The organism is Pseudomonas sp. Cab53, from assembly GCF_018325965.1.
Classification (GTDB): Bacteria; Pseudomonadota; Gammaproteobacteria; order Pseudomonadales; family Pseudomonadaceae; genus Aquipseudomonas; species Aquipseudomonas chlororaphis_E.
The window spans coordinates 3753663-3774205 of record NZ_AP021902.1; the positions used below are offsets into that span (position 1 = coordinate 3753663).

The 20543-nt window shown below is 56.2% G+C and carries 16 protein-coding genes; 9 read left to right on the forward strand and 7 right to left on the reverse strand.

What is annotated here, in order from left to right; translation table 11 throughout:
- Positions 1-51: 51 nt before the first annotated feature.
- Positions 52-891: an SDR family oxidoreductase gene (locus KI241_RS16255; protein ID WP_013692821.1), complete on the reverse strand. Its 840-nt coding sequence runs from the start codon at positions 889-891 to the stop codon at positions 52-54.
- Positions 892-1252: 361 nt separating this feature from the next.
- Here KI241_RS16255 and KI241_RS16260 point away from each other — a divergent pair, with 361 nt between their 5' ends.
- The 6 genes from KI241_RS16260 to KI241_RS16285 all read left to right on the forward strand — a co-directional run bounded on the left by KI241_RS16260 (position 1253) and on the right by KI241_RS16285 (position 8513).
- Complete coding sequence (locus KI241_RS16260) at positions 1253-2368, forward strand: CapA family protein (RefSeq protein ID WP_236124245.1); 1116 nt, start codon at positions 1253-1255, stop codon at positions 2366-2368.
- A gap of 3 nt (positions 2369-2371) precedes the next feature.
- Positions 2372-3148 carry an SDR family oxidoreductase gene (locus KI241_RS16265; RefSeq protein ID WP_201005371.1) on the forward strand — a complete coding sequence of 259 codons (777 nt, stop codon included), beginning with the start codon at positions 2372-2374 and terminating at the stop codon, positions 3146-3148.
- A gap of 111 nt (positions 3149-3259) precedes the next feature.
- On the forward strand, positions 3260-4459 hold the full coding sequence (locus tag KI241_RS16270) for an NAD(P)-dependent oxidoreductase (protein WP_212802727.1): 1200 nt from the start codon (positions 3260-3262) through the stop codon (positions 4457-4459).
- Positions 4453-4593 (forward strand): hypothetical protein, encoded by a 141-nt coding sequence (locus KI241_RS16275; protein ID WP_212802728.1) that lies wholly within the window; start codon positions 4453-4455, stop codon positions 4591-4593. Before KI241_RS16270 ends, KI241_RS16275 begins: the two co-directional genes overlap by 7 nt.
- 423 nt (positions 4594-5016) lie before the next feature.
- Complete coding sequence (locus KI241_RS16280; RefSeq protein WP_013692817.1) at positions 5017-6387, forward strand: MFS transporter; 1371 nt, start codon at positions 5017-5019, stop codon at positions 6385-6387.
- 173 nt (positions 6388-6560) lie between these two features.
- Complete coding sequence (locus KI241_RS16285) at positions 6561-8513, forward strand: methyl-accepting chemotaxis protein (RefSeq protein WP_201005375.1); 1953 nt, start codon at positions 6561-6563, stop codon at positions 8511-8513.
- A 121-nt stretch (positions 8514-8634) separates the two neighbouring features.
- Here the strand turns inward: KI241_RS16285 and KI241_RS16290 are convergent, their stop codons facing one another.
- From KI241_RS16290 to KI241_RS16315, 6 genes are all read right to left on the reverse strand, one after another.
- A complete protein-coding gene (locus KI241_RS16290; RefSeq protein WP_197679439.1) occupies positions 8635-9378 on the reverse strand; it encodes an IclR family transcriptional regulator in 744 nt (247 codons plus the stop codon).
- A 202-nt stretch (positions 9379-9580) separates the two neighbouring features.
- Positions 9581-10513, reverse strand: a complete 933-nt coding sequence (locus KI241_RS16295) for a LysR family transcriptional regulator (RefSeq protein ID WP_013692814.1) — start codon at positions 10511-10513, stop codon at positions 9581-9583.
- Positions 10514-10568: 55 nt separating this feature from the next.
- Positions 10569-11363 carry an enoyl-CoA hydratase-related protein gene (locus KI241_RS16300; RefSeq protein ID WP_201005441.1) on the reverse strand — a complete coding sequence of 265 codons (795 nt, stop codon included), beginning with the start codon at positions 11361-11363 and terminating at the stop codon, positions 10569-10571.
- A gap of 63 nt (positions 11364-11426) precedes the next feature.
- Complete coding sequence (locus KI241_RS16305) at positions 11427-12158, reverse strand: enoyl-CoA hydratase/isomerase family protein (RefSeq protein ID WP_201005377.1); 732 nt, start codon at positions 12156-12158, stop codon at positions 11427-11429.
- A 55-nt stretch (positions 12159-12213) separates the two neighbouring features.
- Positions 12214-13254, reverse strand: coding sequence for a CDP-6-deoxy-delta-3,4-glucoseen reductase (locus KI241_RS16310; RefSeq protein WP_212796438.1), 1041 nt, complete (start codon positions 13252-13254; stop codon positions 12214-12216).
- A gap of 68 nt (positions 13255-13322) precedes the next feature.
- Positions 13323-15437, reverse strand: coding sequence for an acetate--CoA ligase family protein (locus KI241_RS16315; RefSeq protein WP_212803881.1), 2115 nt, complete (start codon positions 15435-15437; stop codon positions 13323-13325).
- A 555-nt stretch (positions 15438-15992) separates the two neighbouring features.
- Between KI241_RS16315 and KI241_RS16320 the strand changes: the two genes are divergently transcribed.
- From KI241_RS16320 to KI241_RS16330, 3 genes are all read left to right on the forward strand, one after another.
- Entirely contained in the window at positions 15993-16550 is a 558-nt protein-coding gene (locus tag KI241_RS16320) for a hypothetical protein (protein WP_013692809.1), read from the forward strand.
- 144 nt (positions 16551-16694) lie between these two features.
- Positions 16695-17939: an SMP-30/gluconolactonase/LRE family protein gene (locus tag KI241_RS16325; RefSeq protein ID WP_212802729.1), complete on the forward strand. Its 1245-nt coding sequence runs from the start codon at positions 16695-16697 to the stop codon at positions 17937-17939.
- Between the two features lie 58 nt (positions 17940-17997).
- Positions 17998-20433 carry a pyrroloquinoline quinone-dependent dehydrogenase gene (locus KI241_RS16330; protein WP_212802239.1) on the forward strand — a complete coding sequence of 812 codons (2436 nt, stop codon included), beginning with the start codon at positions 17998-18000 and terminating at the stop codon, positions 20431-20433.
- The last annotated feature ends 110 nt before the right edge of the window (positions 20434-20543 follow it).

A 20543-nucleotide genomic window follows, 5' to 3' on the forward strand; every position in this document is an offset into this window, starting at 1 on the left:
TGAGCGGTAATGCGCCGATGGTCCCCCACTGCCAGCAGTGGGGGACTACGATTAAATACGATTGAGCAGCCGGCCGCCGTCCACCGCCAATGAGATACCAGTGATGAAATTGGCTTCATCGGACGCAAGAAACAGGGCCGCGTTCGCAACATCCCAAGCGGTTCCCTGGCGGCCGAGCGGCACCTTGGCGTTGCGCTCCGCGCTGACCTGCTCACGCGTCTGGTTCCACGCTTGAATACGCGCCTCGACCGCCATCGGCGTCGAGATCAAGCCTGGCAGGATGCAGTTCGCCCTGATCCCATAAGGGGCATTTTGAAGCGCCAACTGCTCGGTGAAAGCAATGACACCCGCTTTTGTAGCCTTGTACGTTACGTAGGGATACTTACCCAATGCCGCCGCGGATGACACATTGACGATAACCCCGCCCCCTTGTTCACGCATGATTGCTACTGCGTGCTTACAAGCAAAGACGGTACCGCGAAGATTGATACGGCAAATGTTATCGAACTGATCTTCGGTGATGTCCATCAAGTCGCCGTCACCACCGGCGAGGCTGACCCCCACATTGTTGTGCAGGACATCCAGGGACCCCCAACGTTTTTTTGCCATCTGCATGGCAAGGGCCAACTCGTGTTCCCGGGTCACATCCGCAGAAAATGCTGCAGCGGAACCGCCCTCCTGAATGATCATCGCCGCAGTTTCCTCAGCGGACTCGATTTGCCGATCAACGGCCAGGACGTGCGCCCCTTCACGCGCAAATCGAATAGCCGCCGCTCGACCGTTACCCATGCCTTCGCCCGGGCTTTGTCCAGCACCAATAACAACAGCAACTTTCCCGGCAAGCCGCCCTGCCGGTGTGTGCCCCTGCGTTTGATCCAGTGAGCTTGCCATTTCCGCCCTCTCTTATTTTCATGTAAGCGATTGAACTAACTGATAATTTCAAATAGTAGACTGGCACCAACGTCGTTTTCCTGAACAGGTGTCGACCCTCGACCTGCCATAGAGACGGTCAGGTAGGTAACGCCTGCGCCCGGACGGATGTCAAAATCGATACTATCACATGTTCTTATTATCGATACCTGTTCCAATCATCAGAACCACGAAAATCCAGACTGACTCTTTATCCAACGACATGATGCCTGTACAAATCGTGGTCATGCCGTTTTCGCGGTGCTATTATTAGTTCTATCTAGCAGCATCTGTTTCATTGATCGAAACCATAAATTTCCCACAAAAATAATAGGAGGGAAAAATGACATCGAACGCCACCATACTGATCGGCGGGGACTGCGGCCCCACGCATGGAGCGAAAGACGGCTTCCCGGTGGAGGGGTACACAGAACTCGTCCTGCCGACTCTTGCCTCGGCCGATATGCGTTTCATCAACTGCATGCGCACCTACTCGGATCGCACCGTGCGCGCAGACCATGCCCCTCAAGTCGGTCAGCCCGTTGAAATGGCTGCTATTTTCACCAATGGCAGGTTCGACGCGGTGACTCTGGCAAACAATCACAGCTACGACAGCGGCCCGGATGCCCTCGTGGATACCCGGGACTTTTTTGTCTCGCGCGGCATCCAGGTGACAGGCGCAGGTCGGGATCTGGAAGAAGCACGACGTCCAGCCATCATTGAACACGACGGCATCAAGGTCGGTTACTTGGGCTATACCTCGCTCGGTCCTGCCGGCAGCGAGGCAGGACTGCAAAAACCTGGCGTGACCAGTATCAAGGTCGATACCTCCTATGAAACACGAGGTCCCCACCAGCCCGTTCGCATTCGCACGGAACCTGACTCCAGCGACCTGGCGAACCTGGTCGAGGACATCAAGAAGCTGAAAGGTGAGGTAGACGTCGTTATCCTGGCTTTTCATTCCGGCGTCATCCGGCTGCCGCGCGTGATCTCCGATTACCAGGTGACCGTAGCCCATGCTGCCATTGATGCAGGTGCAGATATGGTGGTGTGCCACGCACCGCATATTCCCAAAGCAATCGAGATGTATAAGGGCAAAGCCGTCTTCTACAGTCTCGGCGTGTTCGCAATGACCAAGTCATTTCCCGCGCCTTCATGGAGCGAGCCCGCCTGGTCTCACGGTGCGGTTCGCAATCACGCGGACCTCGATCCCGAATATCCTTTCATGCCCTACGGCAAGGCCTGTACGTTGAGCTTGCTCGCCAAAGCAGTGGCGACCAAAAACGGTATACAAAAGGTTTCGTTCGTTCCGATGGTCATGGACGCACGGTATCGGCCTGAAGTGCTGAATCACGACGATCCTCGATTCCAGGAAGTGCTTTCCTACTTGGAATGGGCCTCCGAAGACATGCCCCATCGATTTAGCGTCGAAGGCAATGAAATCATCGTGTCGGAGTAAATCATGGACCTGAAGATCAACGGAAAAGTGGCAGTCATCACCGCCGCCAGCGCAGGTTTAGGCAAGAACATTGCCCACGCATTGGCAGCCGAGGGCGTTCATGTGGTGCTGTTTGCACGTTCAGCGGACAAACTGGCCGCCATCGCCCAGGAAATAACGGCAAAGCATGGCGTGCGTGCAGTCGCCATTGCCGGCGACATGCGCATCGCCGCTGATGTAAAGCACCTCGCCGACACGGTGAACGCTACATTCAACGGCACCGACATCCTCGTCCTGAACACGGGACGAGCCCCAAATCCGCTGCGGGCGACGCTCGACGAAACGGAAGAGGAACGGTGGCAAGAGGCCTATCAAAATCAACTCTGGGGGACCATTCAGGTCGCCAAGGAAATGGTTCCTCAGATGCTCAAGAAGCAATGGGGTCGCGTCATCGCCATTACCTCGGCATCGGTGAAGCAACCCATGCCGCACCATAGCCTTTCAACCGTTTTTCGCGCAGGCGTCACCGCGTACATGAAACATCTCGCCAACGAGGTGGGCTCTTGCGGCATCACTGTCAATTGTGTAGCGCCGGCATTGATCGACACATCGCACCGCACCGGCACCGCCGCGTACACCCCGGAGCAGGCAGAAGCACGCCGCAAACTTACGCCGCTCGGCCGTATGGGGGAGCAAGACGAGGTCTGTGGCGTGGTCGCGTTTCTCGCCTCCACGCAGGCGGGTTTCATCACTGGATCGAGCATCAGCGTTGATGGCGGCATGATCGGTTCATTGCTTTAGCAATCAGGCAATACGCTCTCATCACACCCCAAGAACAATAAAAGTATCTGCACCATTCCCCCCTATACGTCGCATGCGTCGGTTGAATGGTCACAAGAGAGGCGACAGGCAATGAAAATCGGATATATCGGGCTCGGTGCCCTCGGCAGTCAACTCGCTCGTCGATTCCTGTCTCACTCGTTATGCGTGTGGGATATCAACACGGCCGCCGTCGACACGTTCAAGAAACTGGGCGCCGACGTCGCGCCCACGGCGGCCGACCTGGCTCGCCGGTGTGACGTCATCTTCCTGTGCCTGCCACGCAGCTCGGACGTCAGGTCTGCACTGTTCGGTCCAAACGGCCTCGCGGCTGGATTGGTACCAGGGACGCTGATCATTGATCAAACAAGTGGCATCCCGGGTGAGACCAGACGCATGGCCGAAGAACTGGCCGAACGCGGTATCGACATGATGGATGCTGCGGTGTCTGCAAGTCCTCTGGTCGTTGCCGAAGGCAAAGCCACGCTGATGGTTGCGGGCTCGGATACGGTTTACGAGCGTGCCCTCCCCGTTTTACAAGTTATTACCCAAACGATTTATCGTTGTGGCGACAGGGTCGGCGACGGCCAAGCCATGAAAATGGTCAACAACGCCATGAATGCCGGTTGCCGACTAGGGACTCTTGAGGTCGTGGCCATGGGCAAAAAAGCCGGCCTGTCACTGCCCCTGATGGCGGACGTGTTGAACCGCAGCAAAGCGCGAAATCAAACCACAGACAGAATGCTACCCGCGCTTGCCCAGGGAAAACCCTCTACCAATTTCGCCCTGGCATTGATGCTCAAAGACGTCGATCAAGCCGTCGCGCTGGGAATGTCCAGGGATGTCCCGATGCCGCTAACCGCTCTGGTCAGGGCATTGTTGCAAATCGGAACCAACACCCTGGGGCCAACTGCGCAGCTCGAAGACATGGTCGGGCTCATCGAAAGCATGGCGGCAACAAAACTGTACGACGGCGACGCCGTGAAGCTGACCACGGATGGCGCCCCTCAAGCGTGCCCTGAAGGTGACGCCATCGAGTTGGTCACAGGTGCGATCGCATTGCTATGCAGCGCGATTACTTATGAATGCACGGCGGCAGGCCTGCGATATGGGCTGGCATTGGAAGACATGGCACAGGTCCTGGAAAAGACATCGGGATGGAGTGAATCCTCTCGCTCTATTTATACCCAATTGTTATCCAGTCACCCCTGGACAACACGGCACTCACGAGCGAAAAAACCATCCTCAAAGCGGCCTGTTTGCGCGGCAATGATCTTGGAGCTCCCATGTTGATCGCCAATGCTGCACGAAGCCTCTTCGAGCAAGCGGATCATCAGATCAGCGATCCAGTCCCGATAAAAGACTTGAGCACGTTCTACAGCTCTATTTCTGCGGTTCAGTTCAAGCCCTCCTCCAACTGCAATTGATTGGCGGCTCACGAATAGTGAGCGTGGAATCGATCGAGGTCTATATGAAAACCAAAATCTGTCCCGATGCGGCGGTAAGCCAGCGGCACCTTCTGCAGGAAACAAGCCCACGCTCGGCTACCTGCCTGGTCCGGCAAACCTCGCCAACCTATTAACAAATAGTGAACGCGTATTGCTTTTAAACCCCAGCAACACGCGTCTTTCTAACATAACCTTCGTTAGCGGATTGCGTCATCGCAGAAACGCTTTTCACAAACATTACGCTCGCTGACCACCAAGACTCATCTGGCGAAAATGCAACATTGATCCACGCCTCGAACATCTCTAAGGCCTGATGGCGAAGCAACACTGTTTCATCCTGCAGTCTTGATGCATCAGCTTTGCATCAACTAATAAAAACCATCCTGTCACAGGAGAAGACGCATGACGAAGACGAAAACGACCAGCTCTCGGCGATCGCTAGCCGCTGGCGCTATCGGGAACTTCGGTGAGATCTACGATTTCGCTGTATTCGGGTTCTCAATACCCATTTTATCCGTTCATTTTTTTCCCGGCTCAGATCGAACTGCCGCGCTTCTGAGCACGTTCGCAGTCTATGCAGTGGCCTTCGTAGCCCGCCCCCTGGGTGGCTTGATGTTTGGCTATCTGGCGGACCGCCTTGGCCGTATCAGGGTCATGGCGATGACCGTTTGGCTCATGGCACTAGGCACCGCGATCATCGGGCTGCTTCCGACCTATGCAACCATCGGGATCGCCGCACCGTTACTGCTGTTGCTCTGTCGAATCGCACAAGGCTTGGCACTGGGTGGCGAAACGACCGGCTCGACCAGCTACATCGTCGAGTCAGCACCGGAGAACCGCAGAGGATACTGGCTTGGCTTCACGCTGATTTTCTCTCACCTGCCCAACGCCGTCGTGGCCGGTTTGGTCGTCGCACTCCAGCTTGGAGCAGGGGATCAAGCGTATTCAGACTGGGCGTGGCGCATCCCTTTCCTTCTTGGAGGCATTATCGGAGTTGTCGGGTTCTGGCTGCGCCGCAACATCGATGAGCCTGAAGAGTACAAGCAAGCCCGCCAGGCCAGTAAAGCCAGCAAAATCAAGAAAAATCCGCTGATAGCGGCCATTCGCTGCGGTGGATTGAGGGGTATGTTGCACGTGTTCATGGTCCAACCGGTTTTTTCGGTAGGGGCTTACCTATTGCTCGGATTTATGTACACCTTTCTAATTGAGGTCGGGAAGCTGGATTCCACCTCGGCTTTGATCTCAAACGCCATCGCCGTCATCGTACTTTCAGCCCTACTTCCGTTAGGAGGTTTATTGAGCGATCGGTTTGGCCGCAAGCGAGTACTGACATTTGGTGCGGCATGGATAGCACTCTCGGCATATCCGGCCATGTACTTGGCTGCCTCGGGTTCCTTCGCTAGCGCTGTGGCCGGGCAAACACTCCTCGCTGCCGGATTGGGGATTTATGGGGCAGCCAGCTTTGTGGCCGCAGCGGAATTTTTCCCGACATCGTTCCGTGCAACCGGACACGCCATTTCCTATCAGACAAGTGTCGCGATGTTCGGCGGAACGTGCCCATTGATCGCTGCGTACCTGTCCCAGGCGTTTGGCTCCCCGCTGGCGCCGGCCTTTTACGTCACGTTGATTGCCGTGCTCTGTCTGATCACAACTCAGTTTGTTCCTGAGACTCGTGGAATAAACCTGCGCACCTCGGTGGGCAACAAGACAAGCAACAAGGCGAGTGAATTGCCACAGCCACAGAAAGCAATGCGGCAAGAGCTTTCTACATAACCCTTTTTTGCAGTCAACTGATCGCTGAGCGGCTCAAGATGTGCGCGGACTGAAAACAGTCCGCCTCATCGGCTGAGCCGCCGAACATACCGCACCCGAACAGGATCGGGTGTAAAGGCGACTACCACTCCAAATTGGCCGTTTGCCCGTCCTCCCTGTTTATGGGCTTAGCAATGAAAATAAAAAACAAGCTTGTGCTGACGTTCGTATTGGTCGCGTTTATACCCGTGAGCTTGGTCGCAGTGATTTCGGTGACTAACACACGAACGCTGGCAGTTGATCAGTTTATGGATGGCAGTACGCGGGAAATACGCCAGATCGACGGCAACATTCGCCAGTTTTTCGACGCCAGCCAGCAAAATGTCGATCAAATGGCAACCGATCCAGTTTATGTATCGGTTGGCGCGCTGAAGAACTACCAGAGCGGCGATGCCGCCAGCCGGCCATTACCTCCTGCGGCCCAGCAACTGATCGAAAGGTTTGCGCATTACGGTGCGGCCCACCCGTCAGCGGCGATTCTCTCCATCGGCCTGGAGGACGGCTCCTACGCCAAATGGCCAGATGATCCTCAACTGGCCAACTACGATCCACGTTCACGCCCCTGGTATAAAGCGGCGATGGCGAGCCCTGGCAAAACCGTAAGAACACCCGCTTTTTACCCAGCCTATGATTACGGTAAGGAAGATGCTGCACTGGTGGGAACAGCCAGGGCAATGATCACGAGCGATGGTATCGTCAAAGGTGTATTAGCCGTGAACGTGTCTTTGAAGAACCTCACCGAGTTGGTCAAAAGCATCAGGCTTGGCGAAAGCGGCTACGTGATGTTGATCGAGGACGGAATCGTACTGGTAGACCCCCGCGACACGACGCATAGCTTCAAGCCGCTCAAGGACCTGGGCGAGGCCTATGCAAAGTTGGCCGCCATCCCGCAGGGATCAACCGAGGTTGAACTCAATGGGATCCCTTACATGGCCAACGTCTGGACGTCGCCTGATCTTGGCTGGCGCTATATCGGCTTGATCGAGCGCAGTGAAGTCATGAGCGCGGCCACTCGCATGACCTATCTCACTACCCTCATCGTGGGCGGGTTGACAGTCATTTTTGCCCTGGTCGCCGTGGCATTTTCCCAGTCCATCGTCAAACCCATCAGCCAGGTCAGCACCGGACTGCAATCGATCGCACAGGGCGAGGGAGATCTGCGTCGCGAACTAGAGTTTCAGGGTAACGACGAAACCGCTGAACTGGCAGGCTGGTTCAATAAGTTTCTCAGCGCCATACGTCAGTTGATCCAACACATCGGCGCCGCATCGAGCAATCTGCAAAATGCCTCGAGGGTTAACAGCGAGGTTGCCAACAACATGAACGAGGCCGCCGGAAGACAGCGCGAAGCGGTGGAATTGGTGTCGACCGCGTTCAACGAGATGGTCGCAACCGCCAATGAGGTGGCCCGCTCATGCAGCGGCGCAGCAGAGTCCGCCGAGAACGGACATCGCCGTGTGGCGGAGGGCAAGCAGCAGATCGAGATCACCACGGACAATGTGAATCGCCTGGGACGCCGTCTGACCGAGTCGTCGCAGTCCATGACAGAGCTCGAAGCCGGCAGCCGCAGCATCAACCAGATCCTTGGCACCATTCGCGCCATTGCCGAGCAAACCAATCTGCTGGCCCTGAACGCAGCCATTGAAGCCGCCAGGGCGGGCGATCAAGGCCGAGGATTTGCAGTGGTGGCAGATGAAGTCAGAGCACTGGCCAAGCGCACATCCGATTCGACCGGCGAAATCGAGCAACTGCTCGGCGCACTAGGCAGCAAGACCCAGGAGGTCATGGGCAAAATGGGTAGTTGCCTGGAGCTCTCGCACGCCAGCGTATCGTCCATCGAGAGCACTCGGGACAGCTTTGAAGGCATCCAATTATCGGTCAATGAAATAAGGGATCAAAACCTGCAGATATCCGCCGCTGCTGAAGAGCAGCATAGCGTGGCCGAAGAGATCAATCGGCATATCCAGCAGATTTATGACGAGGCTCGGCTGGTGGAGAGCTTGGCCAACTCTGCACAGGATGACTCCGGCAAGTTGTCGAGTCTGTCAGATGAACTGAACGGTCTGGTGGGGCGCTTCAAATCGTGAACCGTCGTCGTTCGCCTGGAAGTCCCAACTGGTCCATTCGCATGGAAGTGACCAGCGGAGCGTTTCGTTCTCGCGATGAGTCGTTGTCAAGACATCCAGGCTTGAGGCCAGGCGCACATCATCAGTCGGATGTAGGGGCGGGCAAGGCCACCTCTCCACCGAATTGTCGCGATATGACTTCGGCACCTTTGACTGCCAACTCGATAAACTCCTTTTCATTCATGTTCATTCGGACAGTCGGTGCCCCCACCGACAAGCAATAGTGCACTTCTTGATTGACGTCCTTGATGGGTACCGAGATCGCCGAGATGCCTAACAGCCGTTCGCCATGGGAAACGGCATAACCCTGCTCCCGGATCATGGCGAACTCTTCAAGCACCGCGCCATTGGTGCGCTTCGTCGCTTTGGCAACATTTTTGACTAACGGGGTGAGCTGGGCTTTGGGCATATAGGCCATCAAGACCTTTGAAGCAGACCCTACCAACAAGGGAATCTGTTCACCCGCCTGGACCACCGCGCGCAACGGTGCCGAGCTGGTAGTGACCGAGTCGAGACAGACTCGATTGCGATCACTCACCGCATGGATGGAGACTGTTTCTTCAGTCTGCTCAGCGAGTTCTTGCAATACGGGTCGAGCGATCTCACGAATACCCAGGGTACTTTTTACCAGGCCAGCCAAGCGCGTGAACCGGAAGGACAAGCAATATTGCTGCTCGAGACGTACCAGGTAGCCAGCCTTTTCAAGACTCTGGACAATACGAAACGTCGTCGACTTCGGTAGCTCGATACGGTCTGCAATGTCTTGAAGCGTAAGGCTGCTGCGGTCTGAACTAAAGCTTTCGAAAACTGCCAAGATACGTTGCACAGAGCGCATCATTCTTGAAAAACCCCATCAAAATCGTTGATCGTAACGATCCTCCTCGACACGAAATGCTTCATTCGCCAACAAACGAGAATCAGTCTCAAAATAACATACTAGCATGACGCTATTTCACTCGCCAACTTCAGTTCCACCCACCGAACTCGAGAACGGAGGCACATCGAGACGGCTGGCGACCGCGCCTTGTTCAGTCGGGCACAGTTACCAGTTGCGTGCCCAGCCAACGTTTATCCGAAACCAACGTGCGAACGACGTCAGCCAAAACAACACGTGCTGCCAAACCCGCCGGCGACAACTCATCGTCCGACAAACTGGCGACTTGATTCAAGCGGGTAAAATTGAACTCGGAAATGGGTACCGTATCGAAACGGTCTTTATCATGCCTTGCAAGTGCCGCGCTAGGTTGCACGGTCATCCCCAAGCCCGCCCCCACCGCGTCCATGAGTATCGCAAGCCCGTCGATTTCCGCGATGACATTCATCGTGCAGCCTTCTCTTTCAAAAGCATTGTTTATCAGCGCCCTGAGGCCGTGCGTACTGCCGGGCAATATAAGGGGAACGTTGGAAAGCTCACTGATTGACAGCGATTCACTCTTGCGGACCAGGGAAAAGTCAGCTGCGGAAATAGCGAAAAGACGTTCATTTACCAGCGGTTGAGTGCTGAATCTGCGCCCATGATCAGCGCCAAACAATATCGCAAGATCGATCTGTCTAGCACTCAGCATCCGCTCCAGGTTGCCCGATAACGCCTCGACAATACGAAGGGAAATATCCGGGTATCGCTCTCGCATCGCCTCCATGAACGGCAGTGCAACGACGCCTGAGGTGGATGGAGCCAATCCCACCGTGACATGCCCGGCGAACCGTCCAGTCCTGGCCGCGTGGGCCGCATCCTCTGCGTTGCGCAACACCAATTGTGCTCGATGCCAGAATGCCAATCCGGCGCTGGTGGGCTGCACGCCGCTCTTCTTTCTTAGCAGCAACCGAACGGACAGTTCATTCTCCAGTCGACTGATTTGTTGACTGAGGGCCGAGGTGACAACATCGAGTTCAAGCGCTGCTCGCCCCATGCTTCCACACTCAACTACCCGGACAAAGTAGCGCAGTTGACGCAGTTCCATCGGACACCTCCACTATCACAACGATGCCTGGACCGGTCGGTCCAGGCACGACACGCTATTTGCCGATAAAACGCGGTTTCCTTTTTTCCTTGTAAGCTTTGATGGCCTCCTTGTAATCATCCGTGGATTGCACCACGGCCATCTGCGCAGCCACCGACTCCAAGCTCGTCCGCAAATCAGTGCGCAGCGATTGGTATAGCAGCTTCTTTATGCTGCGTTGCTGGATGGGAGGGCCATCCGCCAGGCGTGTAGCAAAATCCAGCGTTTGCTGCATGAGCTCGTCATCACTGAATACTCGGTTGACGATGCCCAATGCCAACGCCTCCTCAGCACTGACGAAATCGCCCGTCCATAATAATTCCAGGGCTTTCGCGGTACCGACTATGCGCGGCAGCAAATAGCAACCGCCATTTCCAGGGATCAGGCCAACACGAATATAAGCCTCAGCAAATCGAGCCGACTCTGATGCGAAACGCATATCGCACTGCAACGAAAGATCCATGCCCGCCCCCACCGCCGCGCCGTTTACCGCCGCAATGAGTGGCTTTTCAAAGCTCTCGATCGCCAATGCCACCTGGTGGGTGACTTTTTGCAATCTGATTTTACGCTCGAGCGGCGTTGGATCCCCCTCTGCGCTTTCGGCGGCCCGACGGCCCAGGTCGCCTCCGGAGCAGAATGCGTCACCGGCACCGGTGATGACGAAACAACCGATGTCATCATTTTCATCGGCAGCCATCAATGCAGTGCGAAGTGAATCCAGCATGCTCTCGCTCAAGGCGTTCTTTTTTTCGGGCCGGTTTAGCTTGGCTACCATGACCCGGCCAACGGTACTGACTTCTAGATCAGACATCATATTCCCTCAGTTCGATATGGACACGTCGCCCGCGCAAAACCACACTCGTTGCCCGCGGCGCTATTGCTCGGCCTGAGCCAGTGCACGGTGTCGTGCATGCTCGTCCCGAGCCTGCAACAATGCAGCTCTCAGCGAACGATTGAGCCACCGCTTGTTTTCAGCAAACGTGCGCGGGTTCTTTGCCCCCAACGCCTGCCCCAGCGACGAAGCTTTCAAATGGAGTTCGTCTCGCAGGGCTACCTCGCGGACCAGCCCTCTCGCCAATGCTTCGGTAGCCTTCATCGCCCTGCCGCTCTGAATCAGATCAAGCGCCAAAGCGCGTCCGCCGATGACCTCTAAAATGTTCGCACCCGAGAAGGTGGCGATACCCAAATCAATTTCGGGCAGCGACAGTTTCGCGGTATCGACGGCGACACAGGCATCCGCCAAGAGCGCAAGCATCGCGCCACCTCCCGTCGCGGTACCATTGAGCACTGTGACAACTGGCTTGGGGCAGTCCATCACGGCGTCCTGCAGCGCCGCCAACGCCAACGACCTTCGTTCACGCTGGCGTGCCGTATCACCGTCCGCCGGTTGTTCACGAATATCGACCCCTGCGCAGAACACGCGCTCACCAGACCCGGTCAACATCACCGCGTTTATCTGCGGGTCATCAGTGGCCGCCTGCAGTGCAGCCGTCACACGCTCCATCATATCCACCGTCATCGCATTCGCCTTGGCGACACGATTAAGAGTGATCCACAGGAGCGACTCATGTCGCTCAACCGTCAACTCGCTGGCTAGTTCATCCACGGACATCTTCCTCTACGTGCTTGTTTTTATTTCATCGAGACACACGACACGAGTTCTACTGGGGAGTCTTTTGTCCCGACACAAACATGTCCGCGAAAAACTCTTCCTCGGGGAGGTTGCGTAATGCCACAAAATCCTGCCTTGCCGATTGCACGACGACGGGCGCTCCACAGGCATAGACCTGATGTTGGGAAAGATCCTCGTAATCTTCCATGACTGCACGGTGAACAAAGCCGACCCGACCTTCCCACAGGTCGTCGGGGTGCGCTTCTGACAGGACAGGTATGAACGTGACGTTGTGACTTTTCGTCCAAGCCTCGGCAACGGAACTCAAATACAGATCCGAAGCCCTTCGCCCGCCCCAATAGAGCGTTATTTCACGACTCGATGCTTTTTCAAGTTCGCGCTCAATCATGGCTTTGATCGGTGCGAACCCTGTGCCGCTGGCAACGAAGACCATTGGCTTGCTACTGTCTTCACGCACAAAAAAAGTACCTAGTGGACCTTCAAGGCGCACCAGGTCGTTTTCTTTCATGACATTGAAAACGTGTTGGCTAAACGGGCCACCGTAATTCCTGAGATGCAATTCCAACACGTTGTCGTCGGGCACATTTGCCAGCGACAAACTGCGACGAATACCGCCTGGCATCACGACGTTGATATATTGCCCAGGCAAAAACCTGAAAGACTCCTTGGCAGGGAGGCGCAGACGAATTCTCATCACATCCTCGGCCAGGCGCTCGAGACGATCGACACGGGAAACAAGCCGTCGAATAGGGATGTCTTGTGTTGCTTCCACCACCTCGCAGGCGATCGTCAATGCGGTTAAAGCCTTTGCCTGGCACAGGAGCGCGTATCCCTGCTGCCGGTCCTCGTTGGAAAGTATCGCCATGCTGGACTCCGCATGATCGACCACCCCGTCAAGTACTTTGGCCCGACAGGTTCCGCAGATGCCATTTTGACAACTGTAGGGCAGTTGACACCCGCTTTTGAGGGCGGCAGCAAGTATCGTATCGTCTTGCTGTACCTCGAACGTGCGGTCGATAGGCTTCACATTGACCCGATGCGTCAATGTGGCGGACAGGCTGTCATTCATAGCGATTCACCCCTTTACAGAATGTTTTGTACATTGCTCTTTCTCGCGACAAGCTTGGGGGCGGTTCATTAACCGCGCACAATCAAGGCGTCCGCGGCAATCACACCGTGGGGCAGTACAAACATTGGATTGATGTCGATTTCGGCTATATCGCTGCGCTGCTCCCAGGCAAACTGCGATAACGCCACCAACGCACGGGCAACAGCATCGACGTCAAGGGGAGGCGCGCCCCGAACCCCGTGCATGATCACGCTGCATTGCAATTCATCGAGCATTTCCATAGCGGTTGGCAGGCCGAAAGGGGCGATTCGACATGCGGAATCCTTCAGTACTTCCGCATAAATCCCACCTGCGCCGACTACCACCACAGGGCCAAATGAAGGATCCTTGACCACCCCGGCAATCAGTTCGAAACCACCTGTCACCATCTCGGAAACGAGGACACCCTCAATGTGGGCGGCAGGCACATGCCGTTGCGCGTTGGCTAACACCTGCTCGATCGCTGACTCCAGCTCCTGGGCTGTCCGAATGCCGACCTTTACGCCGCCTATTTCGGTTTTGTGCGCAATGTCCGCAGAGACAATCTTGACGACCAGGGGCGCTTTGACTTTGTCGAACAGCGCAGCGTCAAAACCCTTCACGATCAGGTCGGTTGTGACGGGGATACCGATTGAACGCAGCATTTCCTTGGACTCGACCTCGGACAACGATGCCCGACTGCCAACGGCGGTGCTAAGCGGTACAGAAGCTCGCTCTACTTTGAGCCCCTCATCCTCTTGCATCTGCAAAATGCGCGATTGAGTCCGCTTGAATCGCATCAGCATTGCGATAGCTTTGGCGGCTCGCGACGGCGAAGGCAACACCGCAATTCCCGCATCAGCGAATACACGCAGCGCCTCTGCAACCTGAACGCTGGGGGCTGAGGAAAAAACCAGGATCGGCTTCGACGCCGACGCGGCAATTCGGGCCAATACCTGGGCTGCCGCCAGGCTGCCAGAGGCGCCTGTGGTTGCCAGGTTAATGCAAAGCGATCCTACGGCGGGGTCTTCAAGCGTCGCGCTTACAGCGGCTTCCAACTTCTGCGCATTGGCCGCCGAAAAATACCCTGCGGTAAGGTCGATTGGATTATGGACGGCCCCGATGTTAGGCACGACCGCCAGCAGCTTTTGCTGGGTATCGTTACCAAGTTCACACAAGGTCAGACCTTCAGGCTCACCCGCATCTGCAAATACGATCGCAGACCCGCCCGATACCCCCATCACCGCGACACCCCCATTGTCCGGGTATTTTTTGCTTTCCAATGCCTTGAGGAAATCCACTGCTTCATGGATCTCTCTGATCTCGACGATCCCCGTTTGCTTGAACAGGGCACGATAGAAATCATAGACACCCGTCATGCTGGCGGTATGCGATGCGGCCGCCAGTGCGCCCTGCTCGGTGACGCCGCCCTTCCAGAGCAGAATCGGCTTGCCACGCGCCGTAGCCTTGCGGCCGATTTCCAACAGCGCACGACCGTCGTTGGTTCCCTCGATATAGGCGACGATGGTGTGTGTCTCGTCATCATCAAGCAGCGCCTCAATGAGCTGCACCGTGTTGACGTCGCTTTCGTTGCCCGTCGCGATCACATGCCGGAAACCAATCCCCGCTTCGGCGCATGCAAGGGCGATGCTGTAGCCGAATCCTCCACTCTGCGTCACCAGCGATACCGACCCTTTCTCGAGTTTCGGTTCACGCGTAATGCTGCCGAATGCGGCGTAGACCCGAGAATGGATGTTGGCAAAACCGAGGCAGTTGGGCCCGATAATGCGCATGCCCGCCGCCCGGGCAATCGCGAGCATTTTCTCCTCACGGAGAATCCCCTCCGGACCACTCTCTCGAAAGCCACCGCTCAGAACCACCGCAAAAGGAACCTTCTTCTGCGCACTCGATTCCAGCACGGCTAAAACGCCCTGCGCAGGAACGCCAACCACTACGAGGTCGACGTCGCCTTCGATATCGGCAACGGACCCATAGCACTTCAACCCTTCAAAGGTTTCGTATTTGGGATTCACCGGATAGATCGCGCCGGTGTATCCATTGCTCATCAGAGCTCTTACGGCCTGAGAGCCGGGACGTCCCGCATCCTCCGACACGCCTACAACCGCAATCGAACGTGGTTCAAGCAAGTTTTTGTAATTATTCATATTGGTACTGAAGCCCTTGATCGCTATCGAAAATCGGGAGACGAGGTAAAGAGATGCAGTCGTTTCTCTGCTCTCCCCAAAAGCAGAGCTGCCACGGTGCACTGTCGTCCGCAGCTAGACGAAAGTCAATTATTTTTGGAATAGGTTTCAATGAATGAAACCACAAACACCATCTTACACAAGCTTGCACCGGCGCTAACTCAGCACGCACCTGTCACTCAAAAGTTTCACCCATTGAAACTTGTGCTAATTATCAAAACACATGCTAGTATGATTTTGCGTCGAGCGAGGGCATGCTACGGCCTCGTATGGACGGTTGATTTGTCCTGCATACATGCAGATTCAATAGGAGCATTGGTGATGATTTACACGCGCAGTGGGGCAGACGCCCTTGCAAATCGGAGCGTTATCGTTTCGCCCGGTACCGGAAACCAGCATTGGGGAACGACCTTCTTTGGCCCGCGGAGCTCCCAAGGGCGGGCCCCAGGCCCTCAGGCGACAATGTCTGAACTCAGAGCACACGAAGCAGTAGTGCCCCATTTCCACGGGGTGTCGATGTTTCAGTTGTTCATCGCTGGCAGTGGCACACTGGGTAATCGCGGTCAGGTGCTGGAACCGCTCACCGTCCAGTTCAAAGACCATCACACAGCTTACGGGCCGATCGTGGCAGGTCCGCAAGGGCTGTCCTTCGTCGCCATGCGGATGTACACCGGAAACTCCCAACCGGTCTATTTGAGTGAACCTGGCTACCGGGAACAACTGCGTCCCAGCAAACGCCGGCACCTGACGTCCGAGCCCATCAAGTTCTCCATTGCCCCTGTGATGCAGGCCCGCGAAGAAGCGAGTTGGGAACTGCTTTTTGAAGATGAGGCAGATGGCCTGCGCGCTCAGGTATTACGATTGGGCGCTGGCATGAAGGTGGACGGTCCGCCCCCTGGTATTGCATCGGGTTATTACGTTTTCGTCGGAAACGGCAGCGTGCTGCATGGCGAAGAAGAGCTTCCTCTCTGGTCCATGATCGTCGTGGAATCAACTGAGGAAAAGTTCGAGATCCAAGCAGGCGACCAAGGTGCCGAGGTCCTCGTGCTCCAGTACCCCCGGGAAGAGATTTGAAGTAGGGGCTCCCTCCGGCGGACTGACATTCGCTGGTCGTGCGCCCAACGTTAGCGCGTAAGAAACACAGCTTCACCCTATCAAACAATAAACAAGTCTACGCCCCTGATGGGGAGTAAAAGGCTTTGCACAATGGAGTTCGTTATGAGCATTGGCGTAACGTTCAATTTCAAAGGGCTGGTCGCGCCGATATCCGGCGCGCCCCCCAGCCGGCTATTCGCTACGACCGCTTTACCCACGCTGACACAACTCGACATGCCTGCGCCGCACACAGTGATAAACGCGACAAGCATTCATGCCTGTAGGAAACGTTCGGATAGAAGAAACAGCACCAGTGTTCATGGGGCGCTCAAAAAACTCCAGCTCCGCAGCCTGCTGGCCTGTCTGGCCATTGGCGCCGCCAGCGTTGCTACAGGCGCATACGCCGGGCAACTCCCCTCCTCTTCATCATTGGCCTACGACAAGCAGACCCAAGGCCCAGTGCCCATCCCAGTATCGGAACGAAGCCTTCCAACGGTTACAGCTCAAACCTGGTTCAAAGCATCCAACGAAGGACGGATACTGGAAGGCGCCATCTTTGACCGCGAGGGCAACCTGCTTTTCTGTGATGTTTCGGGTAAACGCGTACTTCGCCTGTCGCCGACCAAACAGCTTTCAATCGTAGCCACGATAGAGAACCTCTCCCCTGGTGGACTGGCATTTCATCCCGACGGACGCCTGTTCATCGCGGCTCTCGATCTGAACCGCAACCTCGGCGCGATTTTCGCAGTCAAACCTGATGGCACGGGAATGCAAACCATCATCGCGCAAGACGCCGGATTCATGCCCAATGACTTGGTGTTCAATAAAGAGGGTGGTTTTTACTTCAGTGACTTCAAAGGTATTTCGACCGAGCCAAAGGGCGGAATCTATTACGTTTCTCCCGATCTTTCGACTCCCGTTGTCGTCTTGCCGCATCTCTCGATGGCCAACGGCGTTACGCTAAGTCCAGACGGAAAAACGCTGTGGGCAACTGAATTTGGCCGCAATCTTCTGCATCGCATCGACCTGGCCAACGCTACTACCATCGCCACCATCAGCTCGTCCATCCCCTACCGTTTCACGGGGCCCTCCCCCGATTCGATGCGGGTCGACGCCGATGGCAATGTCTATGTGGCGATCTATGGGCAAGGTCGTGTAATGGTCTTTAACCAGATCGGTATCCCGATTGGTCAGGTGCTGCTGCCGGGGCGCGAACAAGGGCACAACCTGCTATCGACTAGCCTCGCCATTGATCCCAATACGAACACCTTGTACTCCGTCACCAGTGATGGGGATAAGGGGCAAGGAGCAACAATATTCAGTGCCAAGGTGTTCACCCATGGCTTGCCTCCGGCGTCATTCAAATGAGCCGCCTCAATGCTTGTCACCAACACGTGTGTCCTATTGATCACATGGAGAAACCCTTATGACCCCTATTGGCGCAGAGCCTGACTCTTTGAATGCCAAGCGCGATACGACAAAAGCTTCGCGATGGGTATGTCGTATCTTTGCCATTGTATTACTGATACTCGGCTTGGCCCTTTCCATTGGCGGTGTCATCTTGGTTGCGGACGCAGGTTCTGCGTACTACCTGATCACCGGGCTGGCCTTCATCACAAGCGCTGTATTTCTCTGGCGCGGTGATGCGCGAGGGGTTTGGGTCTATGCCGCAATGCTGGTCTGGACCACGGCCTGGAGTTTGTGGGAGGTGGGTTTTAACGGTTGGCAACTGGCGCCCCGACTGATTGGTCCGTTCGTTCTCGGCGCAGTACTTCTGCTACCGCATTTCACCCGACTCACGCCTGCGCCGAACACCCGGAAGCTTCCACGCGGCTGGCCATCGTTTGCCGGCGGCCTGGCCGCTGCAATCGCCTTGGGGAGCGTCACTCACGCTTTCGGACCTGACGCACCGGACTTTCCGATGTTGAGACGCGGCTTGCAATCGCAGGCGCCAGCGAAACTGCCTGAACCAATGGCCAACAACGAACGTACCGACTGGCAAGCCTACGGCAACGACCAGGGTGGAACCCGCTTCAGTCCGCTAGCAGACATTGACACAACCAACGTTTCGAAGCTGGTCAAAGTCTGGGAAGCCGACATGGCACCGGTGAACGGCGATCTCAACGCCATCGAAGGCACCCCCATCATGATGGGTAGTTCCCTGTACGCGTGTGATGGCAATAACGGTATTCATGCATTCGATGCGGAAACCGGCAAAGAATTGTGGCGCCGCGACATTTCCAACGGCGTACCACAGTCGGGTAAACCTTGTCGGGGTGTGGCGTACTACAAAGTGCCTGACGCCAATGGGTTTTGCTCGGAACGCATCTACGCCCCCAGCCACAACCCCACGCTGGTGGCACTGGATGCGAAAACCGGAGAATATTGCCCAGGGTTTGGTAACAACGGCGCGGTCGATCTGACAAAGGGCGTCGCACCTTACCCACATGGCTTGTTCTACGTCAGCTCGGCACCGCAAGTTATCCGCGGCAAGATTGTCGTCGGTGGTGGCATTCCCGACGGGCAATATTGGGGTGGTCCGTCAGGCGTCATCAGGGCGTTTGATGCGGTAACAGGCGAACTCGCCTGGGCCTTTGATGCCGGCGCGCCGAATCGTCTCGGCCTGCCACCTGAAGGGCAGTACTACACGCCTTCCACACCCAACAGCTGGGCCCCCATCAGCGCGGATGAGAAGCTCGGTCTTGTCTATTTGCCAGTGGGCAACGCGACACCTGATGCTTACGGTGGGCAGCGCCGTCCCTATGACGAGGATATCTCCAGTGCGGTGATCGCTCTCGACGCGGAGACGGGTCGACTGCGCTGGAAATTCCAGGCCACGCACCACGACATCTGGGATTATGACGTCGCTTCCCAGCCCACTCTGTTGAATTGGCCTACCGCAAAGGGCATGCGGCCAGCGCTGATCCAACCGACCAAACGCGGCGAGATTTTCGTGCTCGACCGCGAGACTGGCGAACCGATCAAGGCGGTGGAAGAACAGCCTGTGCCTCAGCGTGACATTGCCAAAGGCGAATGGCTGTCCCCTACCCAACCTGCCTCTGTCGAGCTCCCTGCTTTCAGGGGGCCTCAACTGCGCGAAAAAGACATGTGGGGTGCGACGCCGATCGACCAAATGGTTTGCCGGATCATGTTCAAACAATCGCGCTACGAGGGCCAATTCACGCCCATCACGCTCGACAAGAATGTCTTGATCGATCCCGGTTCAATGGGTGGTGTGAACTGGAATGGCATCTCGCTGGACGTTGATCGCGGGCTGATGATCGTCAACTGGACTCAGGTCCCTGACCGAATCGAATTGGTAACACGCGAAGAAGCAACGCAACGCAATTTCAGGATTGCACCTGGTCTGGACGCAGGGGGACAAGCCGAGCAGCCTATGCTTGACACGCCATACGGCGCTTATCGGGTCAACTTCCTTTCGCAGCTTGGCATTCCTTGCAATGCGCCGCCTTGGGGCCTGATTGGCGCTGTTGATCTTGTCAGTGGCAAGCTCATCTGGTCCAAGCCATTTGGCTCACCGCGTGACATTGGTCCGTTCGGTCTGCCTACCCTGGTTTCCATCCCGATCGGTACACCGACCGCCGGTGGCGCCGTGACGACCCGTGGCGGCCTGGTATTTATCGGCGGTGCAGCAGAGCATACGTTCCGTGCCCTGGATGCTGCCACCGGCCGGGAGCTGTGGAGCAGTCGCCTTGCCACCAGCGCCAATGCCACGCCCATGACCTACCGCAGTCCGGTCAGCGGAAGGCAATTTGTGGTGGTCGCCGAGGGTGGGCGCCCGCATTATCGTACGAAGCCTGGTTCGAAGCTGGTTGCCTTTGCAATTCCAGATGGCAAGTAATGGCGGCTGACAATAGCTGTTCAAACAAGGAGCCGGTCCATCGTGACCTGTCTCCAAAGTCTTGAACTGGGCAAATTTGCCTGCCTCTGAAATGGGTCTATATCCATTTC

What these genes read in the sequence shown, in the direction of transcription:
- KI241_RS16255 (WP_013692821.1), bottom strand. Translation starts at nt 891, where the DNA reads ATGGCAAGCTCACTGGATCAAACGCAGGGGCACACACCGGCAGGGCGG.
- KI241_RS16260 (WP_236124245.1), top strand. Translation starts at nt 1,253, where the DNA reads ATGACATCGAACGCCACCATACTGATCGGCGGGGACTGCGGCCCCACG.
- KI241_RS16265 (WP_201005371.1), top strand. Translation starts at nt 2,372, where the DNA reads ATGGACCTGAAGATCAACGGAAAAGTGGCAGTCATCACCGCCGCCAGC.
- KI241_RS16270 (WP_212802727.1), top strand. Translation starts at nt 3,260, where the DNA reads ATGAAAATCGGATATATCGGGCTCGGTGCCCTCGGCAGTCAACTCGCT.
- KI241_RS16275 (WP_212802728.1), top strand. Translation starts at nt 4,453, where the DNA reads ATGTTGATCGCCAATGCTGCACGAAGCCTCTTCGAGCAAGCGGATCAT.
- KI241_RS16280 (WP_013692817.1), top strand. Translation starts at nt 5,017, where the DNA reads ATGACGAAGACGAAAACGACCAGCTCTCGGCGATCGCTAGCCGCTGGC.
- KI241_RS16285 (WP_201005375.1), top strand. Translation starts at nt 6,561, where the DNA reads ATGAAAATAAAAAACAAGCTTGTGCTGACGTTCGTATTGGTCGCGTTT.
- KI241_RS16295 (WP_013692814.1), bottom strand. Translation starts at nt 10,513, where the DNA reads ATGGAACTGCGTCAACTGCGCTACTTTGTCCGGGTAGTTGAGTGTGGA.
- KI241_RS16300 (WP_201005441.1), bottom strand. Translation starts at nt 11,363, where the DNA reads ATGTCTGATCTAGAAGTCAGTACCGTTGGCCGGGTCATGGTAGCCAAG.
- KI241_RS16310 (WP_212796438.1), bottom strand. Translation starts at nt 13,254, where the DNA reads ATGAATGACAGCCTGTCCGCCACATTGACGCATCGGGTCAATGTGAAG.
- KI241_RS16315 (WP_212803881.1), bottom strand. Translation starts at nt 15,437, where the DNA reads ATGAATAATTACAAAAACTTGCTTGAACCACGTTCGATTGCGGTTGTA.
- KI241_RS16320 (WP_013692809.1), top strand. Translation starts at nt 15,993, where the DNA reads ATGTTTCAGTTGTTCATCGCTGGCAGTGGCACACTGGGTAATCGCGGT.
- KI241_RS16325 (WP_212802729.1), top strand. Translation starts at nt 16,695, where the DNA reads ATGAGCATTGGCGTAACGTTCAATTTCAAAGGGCTGGTCGCGCCGATA.
- KI241_RS16330 (WP_212802239.1), top strand. Translation starts at nt 17,998, where the DNA reads ATGACCCCTATTGGCGCAGAGCCTGACTCTTTGAATGCCAAGCGCGAT.